Source organism: Novipirellula aureliae, assembly GCF_007860185.1.
Classification (GTDB): domain Bacteria; phylum Planctomycetota; class Planctomycetia; order Pirellulales; family Pirellulaceae; genus Novipirellula_A; species Novipirellula_A aureliae.
The window spans coordinates 313,005-330,684 of record NZ_SJPY01000002.1; the positions used below are offsets into that span (position 1 = coordinate 313,005).

At 53.1% G+C, this 17,680-nt stretch carries 9 protein-coding genes, 1 tRNA gene and 1 rRNA gene; 2 read left to right on the forward strand and 9 right to left on the reverse strand.

Going from position 1 to position 17,680, the window contains the following annotated elements; translation table 11 throughout:
* Positions 1-52 precede the first annotated feature (52 nt).
* The 4 genes from Q31b_RS07045 to Q31b_RS07060 form a co-directional block, all read right to left on the reverse strand.
* The gene (locus Q31b_RS07045; RefSeq protein ID WP_146598986.1) at positions 53-784 is read right to left on the reverse strand and encodes a MotA/TolQ/ExbB proton channel family protein; all 732 of its coding nucleotides are present in this window, start codon (positions 782-784) and stop codon (positions 53-55) included.
* A 176-nt stretch (positions 785-960) separates the two neighbouring features.
* Positions 961-1,365 (reverse strand): hypothetical protein, encoded by a 405-nt coding sequence (locus Q31b_RS07050; protein ID WP_146598987.1) that lies wholly within the window; start codon positions 1,363-1,365, stop codon positions 961-963.
* 296 nt (positions 1,366-1,661) lie between these two features.
* Positions 1,662-2,603, reverse strand: a complete 942-nt coding sequence (locus Q31b_RS07055; protein WP_146598988.1) for a hypothetical protein — start codon at positions 2,601-2,603, stop codon at positions 1,662-1,664.
* Positions 2,604-2,812: 209 nt separating this feature from the next.
* Positions 2,813-3,763 (reverse strand): hypothetical protein, encoded by a 951-nt coding sequence (locus tag Q31b_RS07060; RefSeq protein ID WP_231617368.1) that lies wholly within the window; start codon positions 3,761-3,763, stop codon positions 2,813-2,815.
* A 255-nt stretch (positions 3,764-4,018) separates the two neighbouring features.
* Between Q31b_RS07060 and Q31b_RS07065 the strand changes: the two genes are divergently transcribed.
* Positions 4,019-4,091, forward strand: a tRNA-Phe gene (locus Q31b_RS07065).
* Between the two features lie 121 nt (positions 4,092-4,212).
* Here Q31b_RS07065 and Q31b_RS07070 read toward each other — a convergent pair.
* On the reverse strand, positions 4,213-5,307 hold the full coding sequence (locus Q31b_RS07070; RefSeq protein WP_146598989.1) for a polysaccharide biosynthesis/export family protein: 1,095 nt from the start codon (positions 5,305-5,307) through the stop codon (positions 4,213-4,215).
* 570 nt (positions 5,308-5,877) lie between these two features.
* The gene (locus tag Q31b_RS07075; protein ID WP_146598990.1) at positions 5,878-8,994 is read right to left on the reverse strand and encodes an AsmA-like C-terminal region-containing protein; all 3,117 of its coding nucleotides are present in this window, start codon (positions 8,992-8,994) and stop codon (positions 5,878-5,880) included.
* Positions 8,995-9,325: 331 nt separating this feature from the next.
* Between Q31b_RS07075 and Q31b_RS07080 the strand changes: the two genes are divergently transcribed.
* On the forward strand, positions 9,326-11,011 hold the full coding sequence (locus tag Q31b_RS07080; protein WP_146598991.1) for a hypothetical protein: 1,686 nt from the start codon (positions 9,326-9,328) through the stop codon (positions 11,009-11,011).
* A 428-nt stretch (positions 11,012-11,439) separates the two neighbouring features.
* Here Q31b_RS07080 and proS read toward each other — a convergent pair whose 3' ends face one another.
* The 3 genes from proS to der all read right to left on the reverse strand — a co-directional run bounded on the left by proS (position 11,440) and on the right by der (position 17,614).
* Positions 11,440-12,954 (reverse strand): proline--tRNA ligase, encoded by a 1,515-nt coding sequence (proS, locus tag Q31b_RS07085; RefSeq protein WP_146598992.1) that lies wholly within the window; start codon positions 12,952-12,954, stop codon positions 11,440-11,442.
* A gap of 384 nt (positions 12,955-13,338) precedes the next feature.
* A 16S ribosomal RNA gene (locus Q31b_RS07090) occupies positions 13,339-14,874 on the reverse strand.
* 1,399 nt (positions 14,875-16,273) lie between these two features.
* Positions 16,274-17,614, reverse strand: coding sequence for a ribosome biogenesis GTPase Der (gene der, locus Q31b_RS07095; protein WP_146598993.1), 1,341 nt, complete (start codon positions 17,612-17,614; stop codon positions 16,274-16,276).
* Between the last annotated feature and the right edge of the window lie 66 nt (positions 17,615-17,680).

Consider the following 17,680-nt stretch of genomic DNA (forward strand, 5'->3'; position numbering starts at 1 on the left):
ACATCGACTGCGTCATTGTTGGTCGGATTTGCGGTACTCATGTCAGGCTCCCTTATCGTTGGGGCGATTGCATTGCTGACGCCATTTGCGGGTCGGTCGCCGCAGCAGCAGGCCGAGCGGACACCGCTTGACCACCGACCGCACCGCCAGCCAAAGCTTCACGATAAATCGACATAAACCGACCAAGCCCCGAGCCGACCAAGTCTTCCATCTTGGCGATTTTGATATTCACATTGGCGGTCAAAATCATCAATGGAATCGCGATCGCCAAACCGCAGGCGGTCGTTCGAAGAGCGATATTAATGTCACCAGCCAAGTCGGATGGGTTGACGGACGCCGAAGACGCCAACGTGTTGAACGCCCCCATCATCCCAAACACCGTCCCGAACAGCCCGATCATCGGTGCCGCCTTGATGACCGTACTGACCCAGCTCAACCGATACTCGAGATCGCTCATCACGTCACGCTGGAAGCGGTCCATGACAAATTGGCGAGCCCGCTTGTAGCCGAGGTCGCGATGGTGCATCGACATTTCGACAATTTGTGGGATCGCCCGCGCGTCGCCTTCACAGTACTCCGCAACCCCCTCAAAATCGCGGTCGGTGACCATTTGTTCAACGTCATCCATGAAGACATCCTGCTCGTCCTCACTCTTGAACCGTTTCTGACTCACGCGAGTCCAGACGACAACAATACAGTAAAGTCCCCACAACGCAGCCCCGGCCAACGCACCGTAGGTGGCTTGTGAGATGATATCGAAAACAGAAATTTCAGCGAACAGCATCGGTTACTCGTGTGGATTAGGTCCGTAAGAATGGTCATGGTGGAGGTAGTGTAGTATCTTTCTACCTAGAATCACCAAAAGCGGGCATGATTTCCAGCACTATCCTAACCGATTACGAATATTTATGGGGTGAGGGTGCGACAAGATTTCACGCCGTATCGAAAAAAAGGTTTAGCCTAGTAGCGGCGTCTCTCCGAGACGCCGAACACAGGCCAGCCCAGTAGCGGCGCCTCTCCGAGACGCCGAACACAGGTCAGCCCAGTAGCGGCGTCTCGCCGAGACGCCGAACACAGGTCAGCCCAGTAGCGGCGTCTCGCCGAGACGCCGAACAAAAGGTCAACCCAGTAGCGGCGCCTCTCCGAGACGCCGAACACAGGCCAACCCAGTAGCGGCGTCTCGCCGAGACGCCGAACAAAAGGCCAACCCAGTAGCGGCGTCTCGCCGAGACGCCGAACACAGGTCAGCCCAGTAGCGGCGTCTCGCCGAGACGCCGAACAAAAGGTCAGCCCAGTAGCGGCGCCTCGCCGAGACGCCGAACACAGGTCAGCCCAGTAGCGGCGTCTCGCCGAGACGCCGAACACAGGCCAACCCAGTAGCGGCGTCTCGCCGAGACGCCGAACAAAAGGTGCAATAGGCCCCCCGTCTGTCGTACCTAAACCGACAGGCTCGAAGCCTATCCCACACTCTTATCCTACGCTCTTATCCTACGTTGAGGTTCATTTAGCAAAACCCCATCCTGGCTTGGGCCTTCATCAGACCCAACGGACGATTGCAAAATGCAAAAGGGGAATTTGCAAAATGCGAAAGGGAAGACGCGAGGTCTGGAGAGCATTGTTCAAATTGCAATGTTCAAATTGCCATTTGCAATCCTCTATCCTTAGCGTCTTGGTTTTCGGTAGCGTTGGCTGGTGACCACGAATTTAAAACCGCTTCCATCCGGCTCGCTTTCAAAGATGGTCTTGGCGATTTCTTTTACCGTATCGTGTCCATTGGCCTTGGCGTATTGCATTTCGGTCTGCTCGAGCAATCCTTCCAAGTTCTCAGGGATAAACTTCAGGATTTGCCGGCCAGGCAGAGGGATCCCCGCTTTTTGTAGCAATTGGCGGTCATATTGCAATAGCGGTCCTGGCGTGGTCCACATGAAATAGAGACGCTTCTCATTCTCGGTATCGACAATACGGTACTTCTGAGGGCTTCCCGCCAAATTTTTTGCCGTATCAACGCCCTGGATCGATCCGCCGAGCGCTCCGAGTTCAATCTTGTAAAAATCAAGCTGGGTTGCATACCCATTGATATTCTTGGCACTAAACTTCAGTTGCCAGCGTTCGGCACGCGGAATGATGTCCTCACCCTCTCCCAACGGTCCCGGAGGTCGACTATCCCCTTTTCCGTCCGTTGCCGAAAAGTTGGTAGCACTGACCGTCGCCGCCACGCTACTGACCGCATTGGTGACCGCCATAATGTTTTCTTCGAGTGTCGGTTCCAGCAATTCCTCGACCTCTTCGGCGGCAGGCGGATCGAAGTCTCGCTCGGTTCCCTCGGCATTCGGGCCTCGGCCCGCCGCATTCTCGATCGACGGTTTGATCGGCTTAGGCGGGAATTCAAAACGCGTAAACAACCAAACCAGGAACAACATCAAAACGAAGGTCCCGATGAACAAAATCAACGACAGGAACAGACTGGTGACAATATCAAAACGGCTTGTACGCAGTTTTTGACGCTCTTGGAGCCGCTCAAGCCGCCGCTGTTCGAGTTCAGCGGGTGTGGCTGAATCGGCTGGGACCGTATCAGACGATGATTTATCAGCGACCGACGACATGGGGGAAGAACCTTCCGAACGAGAGACAATCCTATTAGCAAATGATGATTCTGTTCAATTGTAACGTATCGCAGAGGCCAACGCCAAGACTTTCGCAAGCAAAGGACGGTAAAAACCGTATCCTAGTGCTTGGTCACCGCTTAATTTCAGGCTTGGCAAAAGAGTGGCTGGGGCTGGAAACCAAATCATCGAATAACAGCTTCTCTCAATCAACGGCTTGGTTTTCGATAGCGTTGATCAACGACTTCGAATTGATAACCGCCACCGTCGGGCTGGCTTTCAAAAACCGTCTTAGCAATCTCTTCAACGCTCGATCGCCCATTGGCTTTGGCATACTCCATCTCGGTCTGTGCCAACTGGGCCTCCAAGTTTTCTGGAACGAACTTTAGGATCATGCGTCCTGGCAGCGGAATGCCCGCTTTTTGTAGCAATTGTTTGTCGTACTGTAGAAGCGGCCCAGGAGTGGTCCACATGAAATACAAACGTTTTTCGTTTTCCGTATCAACGATTCGAGCTTTCTGCGGGCTTCCCGCCAGGCTCTTGACCGTATCGACGCCCTGGATCGAGCCTCCGATTGCCCCCAGTTCGATTTGAAAAAAATCGAGCTGGGAGGTATACCCGTCAATATTGTTGGCATTGAACTTCAGTTGCCATCGTTCAAAGCGAGGGACAATATCGTTCCACTCGCCCACGGGTCCGGACGGTCCGCTGTCGGTGTAGCCATCGATGGGTGAATCGTTTACCGCACCGACGGTCGCCTTGGTACTGCTAACGGAGTTGGTGACGGCGATAATTTCGTCTTCGAGCGTCGGTTCAAGGAGATCCTCTATTTCTTTCCCTGTTGGCAGGTCAAAATCCGGTTGGGTCCCATTAAGATTCGGGCCCTCGCCCTGTCTGATCGGTTGAACCAGCGACATGGTTGGAAATTCAAAACGGGCTAAAAGCCAAACCAAGGACAACATCAAAACCAACGTTCCGATGAACAAAATCACCGCAAAAAACAGGCTAGATACGCGATCAAAGCGGCTCGTACGCAGTTTTTCGCGTTCTTGAATCCGTTCAAGCCGCCTCGGTTCAAATGAGTCGGATGTTGGCATATCGGACGCGATTGCATCGGATACGGCTGTATCCGACAGTAATTGATCAGTGGCCGACGACATAAGTGAACCTTCCGAGCAAGAGACCTGCGCTAGCTACAAATAGATCCGAAGCGCCGATTGTAACGTATCGAAGGGCGTGACACCAAGACATTTGCAGACGATCGCAGTAGGTTTGTTTACATCCCTCGGTCCGGATCGTTCTAAAAAACACATGCAAGGACCGGCCCAAATTGGGCCTTGCCAGCCCTATCCCCGATGATTAAACTCTGCCCAAGCAACGGCAACGTGGTTTTTCTATTTATCGCGTGCGTTGTCGGTCAGATAGCTCAGTTGGTAGAGCACGGCCCTGAAAAGGCCGGTGTCGGCGGTTCGAGCCCGCCTCTGACCACTTCTTTTCGTCGCCTACCCTCCTAGAACGGAATTCAAGGCGTCGCCCTCTTCAAAGCGGATTCGCCGGGAACGCGGATTCGGCGGGAACAATGTTCGCAGAGGCGATTCGGCTCCACAGGCTATTCCTGCAGCGATGGCATCGGGCCCGAAAAATCAAGTTGCCCATCAAGGACATCGGATGAGGACGGCGGATGAACTTCAAACGGACTACCTTCCAATAGCGGAGCCAGTTGCGAAGATGAGCCCTTTGGGGTCTTGTTTATTTTCCCAGGTGCGTCGATCGTTTCACTGGAAACCGACGGTACACCTGGCATGAACCGTGCGGCGGGCGAACCGGCATTCTGCTCAATCATGGGACTCGCGTTCGCCAGTCCCAACATCCCAGGTGTAACGGGAACCATTGTTGTGACCGATTGTGGATAAGCACTCGGACTTTGACATTTGCAACAACGTTCACACGTTTCCGTCGCCTTCCAAAACATTAACTCTTCCAAACACGAACGTGTGGAGACAAAGATCCGGTCACCGGGTTGGAGTTGATAATTGGTCGTCGTGTCACCAAGTTGAGTGATTTCGCGGTAACAAATCGGCAGCGTGACGCGGCATGAACACGGCGTCGTCGGACGAGCTAACAACATTTTGCACATGGATGCATCGCTCGTTAAACCGCCCGCTGCCAAAATACCATCGAGCACCGTTTCGTATCCTGTCAGCGGATAACTGCCAGGCGAATTGACGGCGCCAAGGACGTAAAAACGGTGAACCGGTTCAAGCAGCCGAATATTGATCACGATCTTCTTTGGAACACCGTCTTGCTTGGCATCATTTCCTTGCTCGGATACTTCGATTTGATTTTCGATTGTTTGTTCGACCAATTTTTCTGCGTCTTCGACTGTCAAACCAGCGACCACGGCACGTCCAAATCGCCCCAAGTCTAAACTGCCGTCCGCCATCACGCGTTGATCGGCTGGCAAGCGGATGGCTGAATCAAAATCGGCTGGCTCAATGAGAAGTTCGTCGCCTGGTTCCAGATAATGCACCGGCAGTACGGTGCGATGGAGTTCACGAGGCAGATCCGCAGAACTTGGCGAGCATGCTAAAACCTCTTCCGCCTGATCCGTCAGGAAACTACCGCTCGGAAACAACGAAAGTCCAAGGGTGCTGCAACCACAAACAGGCAACAGCAACAGGACGATGAATAAACTTCGGTGCATAGCGGTTTACTTGTGATGGAAGTGGTTTTCACCCCGAGCGACACATACTCCACTTGATTTGTCGCAATCTGGGCCCGGTTGCCGTTTCTACCGCAGCGAAAGTCGCCGAGACTTTCGGCTTTCGGACGCTCTTGACCGTTGCCGAAACCCCTGGCGAGTTTCGCTACCAAAACTCGCAGCCTCTGCGGCCTAGCCCGGATGATTCATGGGCTTGCAAATTGTTTTGCTAACGTCTACGCCTTCAAGCGTTTACGTTCATTGCTCGAAAAATAGTCTGCGTATTAGCCGTTTTGGCGTTAGCGGGCTGTCGATTTAATCGGTTTGACTCGACTTATCGTTTAACGCCAAGCCGTAGGCGACCGCTTACGGAAAAGCTGACGCCTTCGGCTTGGCGTTAAACGATTAAATCGACAGGCCGTTAGCCACGGTTCACACGACAAATCACGCAGCCGTGGCTATCGCCAAAACGGCTAATGAATCATCCGGGCTAGGTTTGTTGCTAATACTATCGTCACCACCCGCTCATCCGCGTGCCTACGATCACAATTGCTGGCACCATTTAAGTGACCGTTAAGGTTTGACACTCGGCATGTCGTCCGAGTCGCTGAACAGAATTCCGCTGCAATTCAGACCGAAGACTTCGCCCAACAGATACCGAACGGCTTCGTCACGCAGCGTCGAAAGAGGCTTCAGTCGCAAACTTGGATCGGACAAGGTGCCGACCACATCGACGTAGATGGTACGGTTGCTAAGCAATTGGTTGATTCGAATCAACAACGAAATCGGACTGACGTAATCGAGTGCAATCGCCTGCAAATAGGCGTCCGCTAGCTGGTTCGATTCGAAATTGCCAGTTGAGATAACCGCCGCAATTTCCATGCGTTGATTGGCGAGTTGCACCGAACCGTCCGCGATCACTTTCAACGGAGAGCTGGAAAGGACAAGTTCCTGGATGCTTGCTCGCCCGCCAGCAATGGTGCCGTTCATGCGACCATCGTCAATGCGAATTCCAGCCAATGGAACCACCCCCAGGAATCGTTGAGCTTCGGACAATCCAGGGATCGCACTCGCTTGACTACCGTCCAGTTCGGTTTCGAAAGAACCTTTTAGATCGTTGAGTCCCTTGATGCCTTCGCCAGCGAGAACGAGAGAGCCACGAATTTGTCCGTGGTTGGTCGAGGACCGCGAACCGCTCGCCTGGGCAATCAGCTGACCAAAATCGACACGATCGAAGGACCACTGACTCTGCAAGTCGAAACCACTCGCGCGGGAGGTCGAATGGAACCTGGCCGCTCCTTTTAATCGTCCGCCCGCGGTCGCGCCGACCAAGCTGGGAAGCTCAAAGTCCCATCGCCCACTTTGAACCGAATAGGCCGCCAGGATGCCACTATGGACGTCACGAACGGCGATATTGGTAACCATTGTGTCACTCGCTTGCACCGAACCGCGAACTCGCAATGGTTCACCACCGGAAACAGACAGATTTCCTGACATCGTTCCCTCGACATAACTCGCGATCGTTTCGGAAACCCAGAGCATCGACTGAGAGGCATCGACCGCCTCAAAGCGAACGTCCAAGTTGCCTTCCCCCAGCGGCCCTGCCCCCGCTTGAAGGTCCCAACGACCAACGACATCAATACGACCATCCGCAAAATTCCCAGTCAATCGATCGATTCGCATGACGCGATCACTCAATCGGACGACGGCGTCGATTTGCCGACTAAGAACGACGGGCCCCAACCCGAGCCGATCCAACCTCAGCTTTGCACTGACCTCGCTCGGCGTTTCGACGGTCCCGTCAAGAGACAATCGGCCTCGCAATTCACGATACCTTAACGACGGCAGGTAGCGATCGGGAACGAACGTAACCAAGCGATTCAGTTCGATCGATGCCGCTGAAAAGTCGATCGCTGTCGGCTTGCCGAACAAATCTTGCCATGACATTTTGGTGTCAGCGGGCGCCACCGTTCTGACTGAAACCTTACCGCCAAACAGCATGCCTTGGCCGCCGAGTTCCATGCTGCTTCCATCGCTTGAAACCAAGGCCGTTAGATTACCGATCGACTCCTCACCAAGTTTGATCGAATCGATCTCGATCGTTGCCTCTCCAATCTGTTTCGCTGGGAAACGCCACTGTCCTGCTGGAACTTTCCAATCGACTTGACCGGAGGTTCTCAGGGACAACAACACGTCGAATGGAAACAGCGCATCGGAATGAAAAATGGGCGAAACATCCTTCCAAGCGAGGTTGATTTGGTTCGTTTCCGCAGGATCATCAACGACGGCCCCTTTTAAGATCGTTGCACTTCCGGTGACCTGACCTTGAAAGAGATCGGCGACCAAGTTGGAAAGCTCGAAACGATCATTGGCAACGTTATATTCTGCGAGAACGCGTTTTAGGATGACTCCGTTCTCCGGTGCATCCATCGGCAAGCCTGCCTCGCCTTGGCTGATCGGATGAATTTCAATATGAGTTTCGTCCAACGTGAAGGCGTGTTCGATGAGCCCGAGGTCGACGCCAGCGATTCGCAGGTTGGGTGAGGCTAGCCGTCCGCTCGACGCCCATTGCGAACGAGCCAATTTGCCGTCGGCGCGAAGGTCGAGATCAAGCTCCCCTTCGATCGTCGAGTTTGCTGAGAACCCTACCAAATCGGCCACCACACCGAGCGGCAAATCGTTCGATCGAGCAGCAATGCGAAATGCTTGGTCGCCAACCATCTCGACTCGAGCCGATGCGACGGCTGATAATCCAGCGGCTTGAGGAGACTCAACCTCGAGCCGCTCGGCGGCCAGCACGCCGCCAGAGATCGAGACCACACCGGTGCGGATATTGAGGGGCAGCGAACCGGCTCGGCTAAGTCGGTTGACTTGCAAGTTGGCAGTCGCATTCCAACTGGCGATCTCGCCCACGTTTTCGACAGGCCCCGCGAATTGAATTTTGCCCGAAGCGATTCCGGAGAGCGGCTCGGACTTCTTGTCCTGCGAAAAAACAATCAGCAAATCATAGAGAGGCTGAACGGGAATCGACTCGACGTCCAAGTTGATTTGCAAATCTTTAAGCGGAGAAAGCTCGATTGCCGCATCGCCAACGACAGAGCCAGGTCGGGACGATCCCGATGCCCCCCCGCTCGATTGGGATGGGACGCTTGCATCGATCAAATTCCCCGAAAAACGATCGATCCTCATCACCCCTTCGTCGAGCTCGACCGTCGCTTGGAAATCGCTCAGCAATAATTTTTCAAACCGAAGTCGATTCGCCGAGACCAGACCATCAATTCGATACTTTTTCGCATCGGTGAGTGCATTGAGGGGAACGGAAACCTCAAAACGAACCGTCACATTGCCATTGAGGTCGATCGGGACCCCAAGCCCAATTCGATCGAGTCGGTGGTTGAGTTTTTTGACATCAATCTCGTCAAAATTCCACTGCGACGTCCAATAGCGGATCTTTTTCGCTTCGCCGTTAGCCGGGGGGGCTGCTTTCACAAGGCTTTCGGCTTGCTCTTGTGCATTGGCGATTCGGGCACCCCCGAGCGTACCAATTCCAAATGTACCGAGAAGAAAAAGCCAAATACCTAGCCCCCAAATGGTCCTGACGCGGTATACTGCGGTCTTGAGAGTCGATTGTATCGTCATGACAGCTTTAAAACGCATCGAAAAAGTGAAGGAATGTGTTTCTATCGTCATCGGGTGATTTGATCTGGGAACTGTTTTTTTCCAAAACGGAGCTGAATGTTTCCCCTTTTTGCTCAAATGCCCAACTTAATCGATTTTTCGGGCTCGTTCGCCCTAGAAATGGCTCGTTCGGGCTTGGGCAATAAATGCCTCCAAGTTATACATAAGGCGAGTTTGTCCACCGAAGACAACTGTGCAATTTACAATCCAATTCAACGCTAAGTTTTACCCATTTCACCTGCGATACGTCGTTCCAAGAGCCACTGCGCGGCAAATCAAAGCCTGCTGCAACCTTCGGATGACGGACTAGCAACACACCAAATCAAAAGATGGTTCACCCATTATGAGATCAGACCACTGGAATTTCCTAGCCAATTTGCTGGGATCTCCCGGCAGCTCGAGTCCTGCCGAGGAAGCCGCTCCCTCCGAATCCGCAGCCAAAGACAAGCTAGACGAAAAAGAACAAGAATCGCCGAAACAAGAGGAGAAAGCAGCTCCGGCTGAAGCCGAGCCTGCGGATTTCGTCGAAGATTCGGACGACGAACCACCACAGAGTGTGGAGGACGTCATCGAAGCACTCCGTTCGGTAAAGCCGCCGCAAGTCATTCCCGGTTTCGGGCCGCCAAAGAAATTCGGGCCGCCAAAGAAATCGGAGCAAAAGACAAAACCCTCCTCCTTGCCCGCTCAAGACAAACCCAAACCATCCGTCGAAGCTCGCTCCCCGCTTCCACCGAGCTCCGAGCCGGTTACGGTTTGCGAATTGGAAACGCAAGACGACGATTCGGGAGATCTCGACGAAGTATGGGGCAGCTTGGCCAGCCAGCTCGGTGTCGCAAAAGACGACGCGTCCCCTTCGCCACGGCCAAATAAAAGTGCCGAGAGCGAGCCAGCGAAAAAACGTGGTCCTACCGCTACGCAACAAACCTCCGAACCAACAGAGCCAAAGCGAGCGAAAACGAGCGGGTTTGGCAGCGGACTTGGCCTGGATCTTGGTGAGGAACCGGAGGAACTTGAACCCGAACGAGAAGCGGAATCCGAACCGGTTGCCGAAGAAACGCCACGGGTTCATGCTCGTGGTCGTGATTCTCAACCAAACGAACCGCAGCGTGGCCGAAGTCGTCGTCCCGTCGATGAACCGATCGCAAAAGCAGACGAAATTCTATCCAGGCCCCGAGCGTTCGATTTTGACGACGAAGAAGACGAAGAAGAACAAGAGATCGTCAGTGAATCCAGTTTGCCACAAACCGAACAGAAAAGCGGCCGTTCAAACAACGCGAAGGAACCAACCCGAGACGGGACCGGAAGCCAACGATCGAGTCGCCGTGATTCGCGAAGTGATGAATCTGGCGACGATGGCGAGCGACCACGCCGCCGTGGGCGTCGCCGCGGTGCACGCCAACGTGTTAGCGAAGAAGAACTGGAGCAACCTGAACGAAAAGCCTCGAGGCGTTCGAAAGACGACATCGATGACGATGACGTCGAATTGGTTGAAACCGTTGAAGTCAAAAAAAATGACTCCAGCGATGATGACGACGCACCAAAATCTCGTTCACGGCGCCGCGGACGACGTGGCGGACGACGTGGCCGAAACCGCGACGCAGATCGCGAACAAACCAGCGAATCCCAAATTAGCGATCGCGACGACGATTTGATCGACGATGTGCTAAGCAAAAAATCCGCATTTGATGACGACCACGAAGACGACGAAGAAGTCGAAGTGATCCGTCGCGGCCGACGACCCTCACGCTCCGGACGCGATTCGCAAAACGAAGCGACGGACAGTAAAACGGCCGAGTCCGACGCGGAACCACGCCGGCGTAGCCGCGGTCGTGGACGTGGTAGTCGCAGCGAAGGTGATGGAAAAAACACTGGCAGTGAGTCGAAGGAATCTCGCTCAAGAGAACCACGACCGAAAGTACCAACCTGGCTCGAAACCGTCTCGGTACTCGTCGATTCGAATGTCGAAAACCACAAGAAGACGCCTGCCAGGAACAACGGTGGCGGACGTAATCGCGGCCGCCGCAAGTAGAAGAGGCGTACCTTCCATGACAAACTCGTCACAAGACTCCTACCTTGTGACGGATTGCTTCGCAGGACCCCGCCTGCTTCGCGCCAACGCAGGAAGCGGTATCGTTCCGATGTAGCCGTTCACGGCCTTTGGCCATGAACGAGCATTCTTAATCCTAACCCTACTCATAATCTTAATCCATTCATTGGCAAGATTCGGATATTTGTTTGCATTGGACGCAAGAATGGATCGTGATTCCGCTCAGTGAAATTTGCATGGAGTTGGTTCGCAATCCGCCGGCAACGAAACCGCCTGTCGATTTAATCGTTTAACGCTTAGCCGAAGGCGTCAGCTTTCCCATAGTCGGTCGCCTATGGCTTGGCGTTAAACAACAAGTCGAGTCAAACCGATTCAATCGACAGGCAGCCTATTGCCCCGGCGAACGGGCCTCAATATGCTTTTGCAAAGATCGCTTTTTGAGTCGTTTTTTCGCCTGTCAGAAAACATGTTCCGGTCTGCTCGTCGGCATCCCTCGGGATACAGCGAATCGTCACTTTGAGTTCCTTAAGCAGCGAATCGAGTTGTTCTTCACTTGAGAAGAAACAGTTCGCGAAGCCGCCGTGAACCTCTGGTTGATCTTCATTCTTTGGTGTAAAGAAATCTCGAAAATCCTTTTCATTTGTGATTTCGACTGTATTCTTCTCGCGAAGCTCTAACGCTCGGTCGAATAGGCTTTGCTGCATTTCGGTAAGAATTTTGTCGATCGATGTAACAAATTCGCTGCGTGAGATCCCAAAGCTTTTCGCTTGATCACGCCGTCCAACAAAAACCGCGTTTTTCTCGATATCCTTTGGCCCAACTTCGACGCGAATCGGAACGCCCCGTTTAACGTGGTACCATTTCTTTTCGCCACCACGCATATCGCGGTCGTCGATTTCGATGCGAACCGAACTGCCCGCATACGTTTGCTCGCTCAATTCTTTGCGCAGGGATTCGACGTACTCGATCACCTCGGCTCGCTGTGATTGATCTCGGTAGATCGGCAAGATGACAATTTGCGTTGGTGCCAACCGTGGCGGAAGGACAAAACCATCGTCATCACTATGCGTCATGATCAGGGCTCCGACCAATCGAGTTGAAACCCCCCAGCTCGTCGTCCAAGCGAATTCACGTTCACCATTTTCCGCTTGGAAGACGATCTCTTGAGCCTTGGAAAAGTTTTGACCAAGAAAGTGGCTGGTCCCCGCTTGCAATGCCTTGCGGTCTTGCATCATCGCCTCGATCGACAACGTTTCGATAGCCCCCGGAAAACGCTCGGCCGGCGTCTTGCTGCCGATAATCACTGGCATCGCCATCCAATTTTCGGCAAAGTCTGCATAGACGTTAACCATCCGCTCGGTTTCTTCGATCGCCTCTTGGCTCGTCGCATGAACGGTATGACCTTCTTGCCATAAAAATTCCGCCGTACGCAAAAACATCCGCGTACGCATCTCCCAACGCATCACGTTGGCCCACTGATTGATCAAAATCGGCAAGTCGCGATAACTCTGCACCCACTTTGCATAAGTCGCTCCAATGATCGTTTCACTTGTCGGGCGAATAATAAGCGGCTCTTCGAGTTTACCCGCAGGCCGTAAACCGCCGTTGGGGTCAGGCTCCAAACGATGATGGGTGACGACTGCACATTCTTTGGCAAATCCCTCGACATGCTCGGCTTCTTTTTCCAAATAACTCATTGGAATCAGCAGCGGAAAGTAGGCGTTACTGTGCCCGGTCGCTTTGAACATGTCATCAAGCGCCCGCTGCATGTTCTCCCACAAACTATAACCCCACGGCTTGATCACCATACAACCGCGAACGGGTGAGTTTTCTGCGAGGTCAGCGGCTTTGATCACCTGCTGGTACCACTCGGGGTAATCTTCACTGCGAGTAGGTTTGATCGCGGTTTGGGCTGCTTTTGCCATGAGCTCATTTTCGAAGAGGATAAAGGAAATAAGTAAGAATCATTGCATCCGTAGATTGTCCGATTTCAATCGATTTTGCATAGTCCCTAGGCAGATGTTCTTTATGAAGAGCCCAGCAATCGTATCGCAGGCGAGTTAATGGAGTTCCGAATTGAGGAATCCTCCTGACCAGCCCTGCCACATTCCTGACGCGTTCTAGCACGAGTGAGCGCGCACGAAAAAACCCGCTTCGGCTGGCGACAGTCCGAAGCGGGTCATTCGTTGATGTTTGGTGATGAATGGCAGCACCCGAAGGTGATACGATATGTTGAGTGTAGTGCGAGAGTCGCTTCCACGGATCCGGCAAGTTTGTCACCAAACTTACCCTATTCTAAGAATCCTTAGAAAGGAGGTGATCCAGCCGCAGGTTCCCCTACGGCTACCTTGTTACGACTTAGTCCCAATTGTCGAGCTGACCTTAGGCACCTGCCTCCCCGAGGGGTTAGCTTGGTGACTTCGGGCCCTCCCAACTTTCGTGGCTTGACGGGCGGTGTGTACAAGGCTCAGGAACACATTCACCGTAGTATGCTGACCTACGATTACTAGCGATTCCGGCTTCATGCAGGCGAGTTGCAGCCTGCAATCCGAACTAGGGCACGGTTTCTAGGATTTGCTCCATCTCGCGATATTGCTTCCGTTTGTCCGTACCATTGTAGGACGTGTGCAGCCCTGGTCATAAAGGCCATGAGGACTTGACGTCATCCCCACCTTCCTCCGGTTTGACACCGGCAGTCTCTCTAGAGTCCCCGGCATTACCCGCTGGCAACTAAAGATAAGGGTTTCGCTCGTTAAGGGACTTAACCCGACATCTCACGACACGAGCTGACGACAGCCATGCAGCACCTGTGCAAGAGCTCCCCGAAGGGCACTCTCTATTTTCATAGGGATTCTCAAGCATGTCAAGACCAGGATAAGGTTCTTCGCGTAGCCTCGAATTAAGCCACATCCTCCACCGCTTGTGTGAGCCCCCGTCAATTCCTTTGAGTTTCAGCCTTGCGACCATACTCCCCAGGCGGAACACTTAACGCTTTCGCTACGGCCGAGAGAATGTGGAAGTTCCCTCAACCCAGTGTTCATCGTTTACGGCTAGGACTACCGGGGTATCTAATCCCGTTCGCTACCCTAGCTTTCGTTCCTCAGCGTCAGAAAAGACCCAGTGATGCGCCTTCGCCACCGGTGTTCCCTATGATATCAACGCATTTCACCGCTCCACCATAAGTTCCCATCACCCCTGTCTTCCTCGAGCCTAGTGGTTTGAAACGCAGTTCCACAGTTGGGCTGTGGGCTTTCACATCTCACCTTCTAGGCCGCCTACGAACGCTTTAAGCCCAGTGATACCGAATAACGTTTGGACGGTTCGTCTTACCGCGGCTGCTGGCACGAACTTAGCCCGTCCTTCCTCTGAAGATCGGTCAAATACAGGGGAGGACCCCCATACATTTCCTAACTTCTGACAGCGGTTTACAACCCGAGGGCCTTCATCCCGCACGCGGCGTCGCTCGGTCAGGCTTTCGCCCATTGCCGAAGATTCTCGACTGCAGCCACCCGTAGGTGTCTGGGCAGTGTCTCAGTCCCAGTGAGCCGGGCCATGCTCTCACACCCGGTAACCATCATTGCCTTGGTGGGCCATTACCCCGCCAACAAGCTAATAGTACGCGGTCCAATCCTCGAGCGGAATCACACCTTTGATCCAAAGATATTATTCGGTATTACTAGCAGTTTCCCGCTACTATCCCGAACTCGAGGGCATGTAACCACGCTTTACTCTCCCTTCCGCCACTGTCCCTCCTCTTAGCAAGCTAATTGGAGTTCTCGTGCGACTTGCATGCCTAATCCACGCCGCCAACGTTCATTCTGAGCCAGGATCAAACCCTTCAATTTTGTATTGTTTCACCAGACCCGCCGAAGCGAGACCGGGTAAAGTCAAATTAAACCGAAAGCTGATACTAGCGTGGGAGCCTCGGTAAAGACTCCCAGCGATTCGCCATTTGTTTTTTGATGCCCGATCCCGCTGGCCTAAACCAGAAAAACCGAACTCAAACAGCAACCTCGCACTGCTGAACTCAACAGATACTCATTCATCACCAAATTGTCAAAGATCGATATTGCCTTGCTAGAAGGCCTCTGTTCTCGGCAGCTTTGTAGTCGATTCGACCACAGGCTGTCAAGCCCAGTTTTGTTTTGATTTCGCAAAACATTGAACTTAGCGTTACGCTGCCGAAGCAGGTTGCCGTCGTTCAAGGTTCGAGATCTTACAGTCTCGCGTCGGCTAGTCAACCGCTGTTTGAAAGAAAGTTAATAAAAACTTCATTCGACTTTCACTGCTGAGTTAGAGAGTGGAACCTTGCGGTTCGGTCCTCTGCGACTCGCGGTGAAGCGTGTCACTCATCAAGTGAGGCGGAAAGATACGGGGCAGACTCGAAGTTGGCAAGTGCCTTTCGGCAGTTTTCTGGAAATTCTTTTCAGCTTCACGCCAATGTTGTCTTTTTACTAGGGTTTTTGCGAAGTTTAGACACTGATTGATCGTGAATTTTCGATCAAAGAATGGTTCGTTTTCCTAGCGAGCGCCGTGTTCTCCCTTCCGACTCGAGCAATTATCGGCGGTTTGCCTGCATGAACTTTGCTTCAATTGGTGGCAAATGCTGGATTTGTTTGCTGAGTCGAGGGCCGCAGGGGCTGGTTGGAGCGTTTACCCAGCCCGTTGCGCCGGCAGACAAACCGATGGGCCTTTGCCCCGCTAACCCGGATTATTCATGGGTTCGCATAATGTTTCGATAACTCCCATGCAGCAAAGCGTTTACATTCATTGGTCGAAAAACAGTCTGCGCATTAGCCGTTTTGGCGCTAGCGGCCTGCTGATTTAATCGTTTAACGCTTAGCCGAAGGCGTCAGCTTTTTCATAAGCGGTCGCCTACGGCTTGGCGTTAAACGATAAGTCGAGTCAAACCGATTAAATCGACAGCTTACTAGCGCCAAAACGCCTAATGAATAATCCGGGCTAACGCTTTCGGATCAATCTCGTGAGAACAATCGCTCGCAAATCCGTGCAGATACCTACAGCCTGCAGGCTCGAGGTGCGTCAAGATCTCGTTTTCGAGCAGTGGACGAGGTAACGAGCCCTTTTGGCCCCCCCGTGCAGTAAGGGATGTGCAGTAAGGGATGTGCAGTAAGGGATGTGCAGTAAGGGATGTGCAGTAAGGGATGTGCAGTGAGGGACTCGTCGCCTCGTCCACTACGACCAACCCTAATTTTCAACTTGGACCGCAGCATTCGACCCATTCTACGCCTTTTCCTGCTCGTCCCCTTCGCGGTGTCGTTTGTGCAAATACAGTTTGATCGGCACTTCTCCATAGGGTAAATGATCTCGAAGCACGTTCAGTAGATACCGTTTGTAATCATTCCCAAACGCCTTCGGCTCCGTACACATCAGCACAACCGTGGGCGGCTCGGTTGCGACTTGCGTGGCAAAAAAGATCTTCGGTCGGCGATTTTGATACATCGGCGCGGGGTGACTATCGACCGCTGCACGAATGACTCGGTTTAAAACGCCCGTCGAAACACGCTCGCGTGATTGTTTGAACAGCATTGCGGCGTGATTGAGCAGTGTTTTGCAGTTTTTCCCGGTTTGCCCCGTAATAAACGCGATCGGCGCATAGGCTAATGACGGAAATTGAGCTCGGATGTAATGGACCCAGCGGTCGGTGGGGACTTTTCCATGATATTGATCCCACTTATTGATCACAAAGATCACAGGTTTGTGGTGCTCCATCACATAACCGATTAACTGCTTGTCGACTTTACTGACCGTTTCTGCCGCGTCAAAGAACACCAGTACCACGTCGGCGCGGCGAATCGAACGTTGGGCACGGTGCATCCCGTAGTACTCCAGGTCCGTCCGTTGGCTCTTCCGCTTCCTCAAACCTGGCGTATCGATCGCCATGAACTTTTGGTCATCCATCTCAAAGAGCACGTCGACGCTGTCCCGGGTCGTTCCCGGGATTTCGCTGACGATCATGCGGTCATCCTCGCTCAGCGTATTCACAAACGTGCTTTTTCCAACGTTTCGGCGGCCCACGATCGCGATCTTCATTTCGGGAGCCGATGTGTCTTCATCGTCGGTTGGCTCGGGTAAGCGGTCGACGATTAGTTCCAACAACTCGTCACGGTTGCGATTTTGAGTTGTACTAACGCACACCAATCGTCCGCGACCAAGCCGCTGGAAGTCGGCGGCTAAGTTGTCTTGATGCCCTTGATCGGCCTTGTTTGCAACCAAAATCACCGGTTTTTCGATCGTCCTGAGCCGCTCGGACACCTCCTCGTCAAGCGGCATCACGCCCGCTTGAACGTCGACGACGAGCACGATCACATCGGCAACATTGAGCGCCATCTCAATTTGGTGGCGGACATCGGCTGTCAAATTGTCCGCATCTTCAACGCCCATGCCGCCCGTATCGATCAGTTCGAAAAAACGGTCATCGGTTTCGATAAGCGTCATCATTCGATCGCGGGTAACCCCCTCGTAATCATCGACAATGGCCAGTCGACGACGGGCGATCCAGTTGAAAAGACTACTTTTTCCGACATTGGGGCGACCGACAATAGCAACGCGAGGAACCGGCATGGAAATGAACTTGTAAAGGAAAATAAGTAAAAACAGACGTGTGAGTATGATCGTATTCAGCACAAC

Bases quoted from the DNA above. Each gene is read 5' to 3' on its own strand.
- Q31b_RS07045 (WP_146598986.1), bottom strand. From the start codon at position 784: ATGCTGTTCGCTGAAATTTCTGTTTTCGATATCATCTCACAAGCCACC.
- Q31b_RS07055 (WP_146598988.1), bottom strand. From the start codon at position 2,603: ATGTCGTCGGTCGCTGATAAATCATCGTCTGATACGGTCCCAGCCGAT.
- Q31b_RS07060 (WP_231617368.1), bottom strand. From the start codon at position 3,763: ATGTCGTCGGCCACTGATCAATTACTGTCGGATACAGCCGTATCCGAT.
- Q31b_RS07070 (WP_146598989.1), bottom strand. From the start codon at position 5,307: ATGCACCGAAGTTTATTCATCGTCCTGTTGCTGTTGCCTGTTTGTGGT.
- Q31b_RS07075 (WP_146598990.1), bottom strand. From the start codon at position 8,994: ATGACGATAGAAACACATTCCTTCACTTTTTCGATGCGTTTTAAAGCT.
- Q31b_RS07080 (WP_146598991.1), top strand. From the start codon at position 9,326: ATGAGATCAGACCACTGGAATTTCCTAGCCAATTTGCTGGGATCTCCC.
- proS (WP_146598992.1), bottom strand. From the start codon at position 12,954: ATGGCAAAAGCAGCCCAAACCGCGATCAAACCTACTCGCAGTGAAGAT.
- der (WP_146598993.1), bottom strand. From the start codon at position 17,614: ATGCCGGTTCCTCGCGTTGCTATTGTCGGTCGCCCCAATGTCGGAAAA.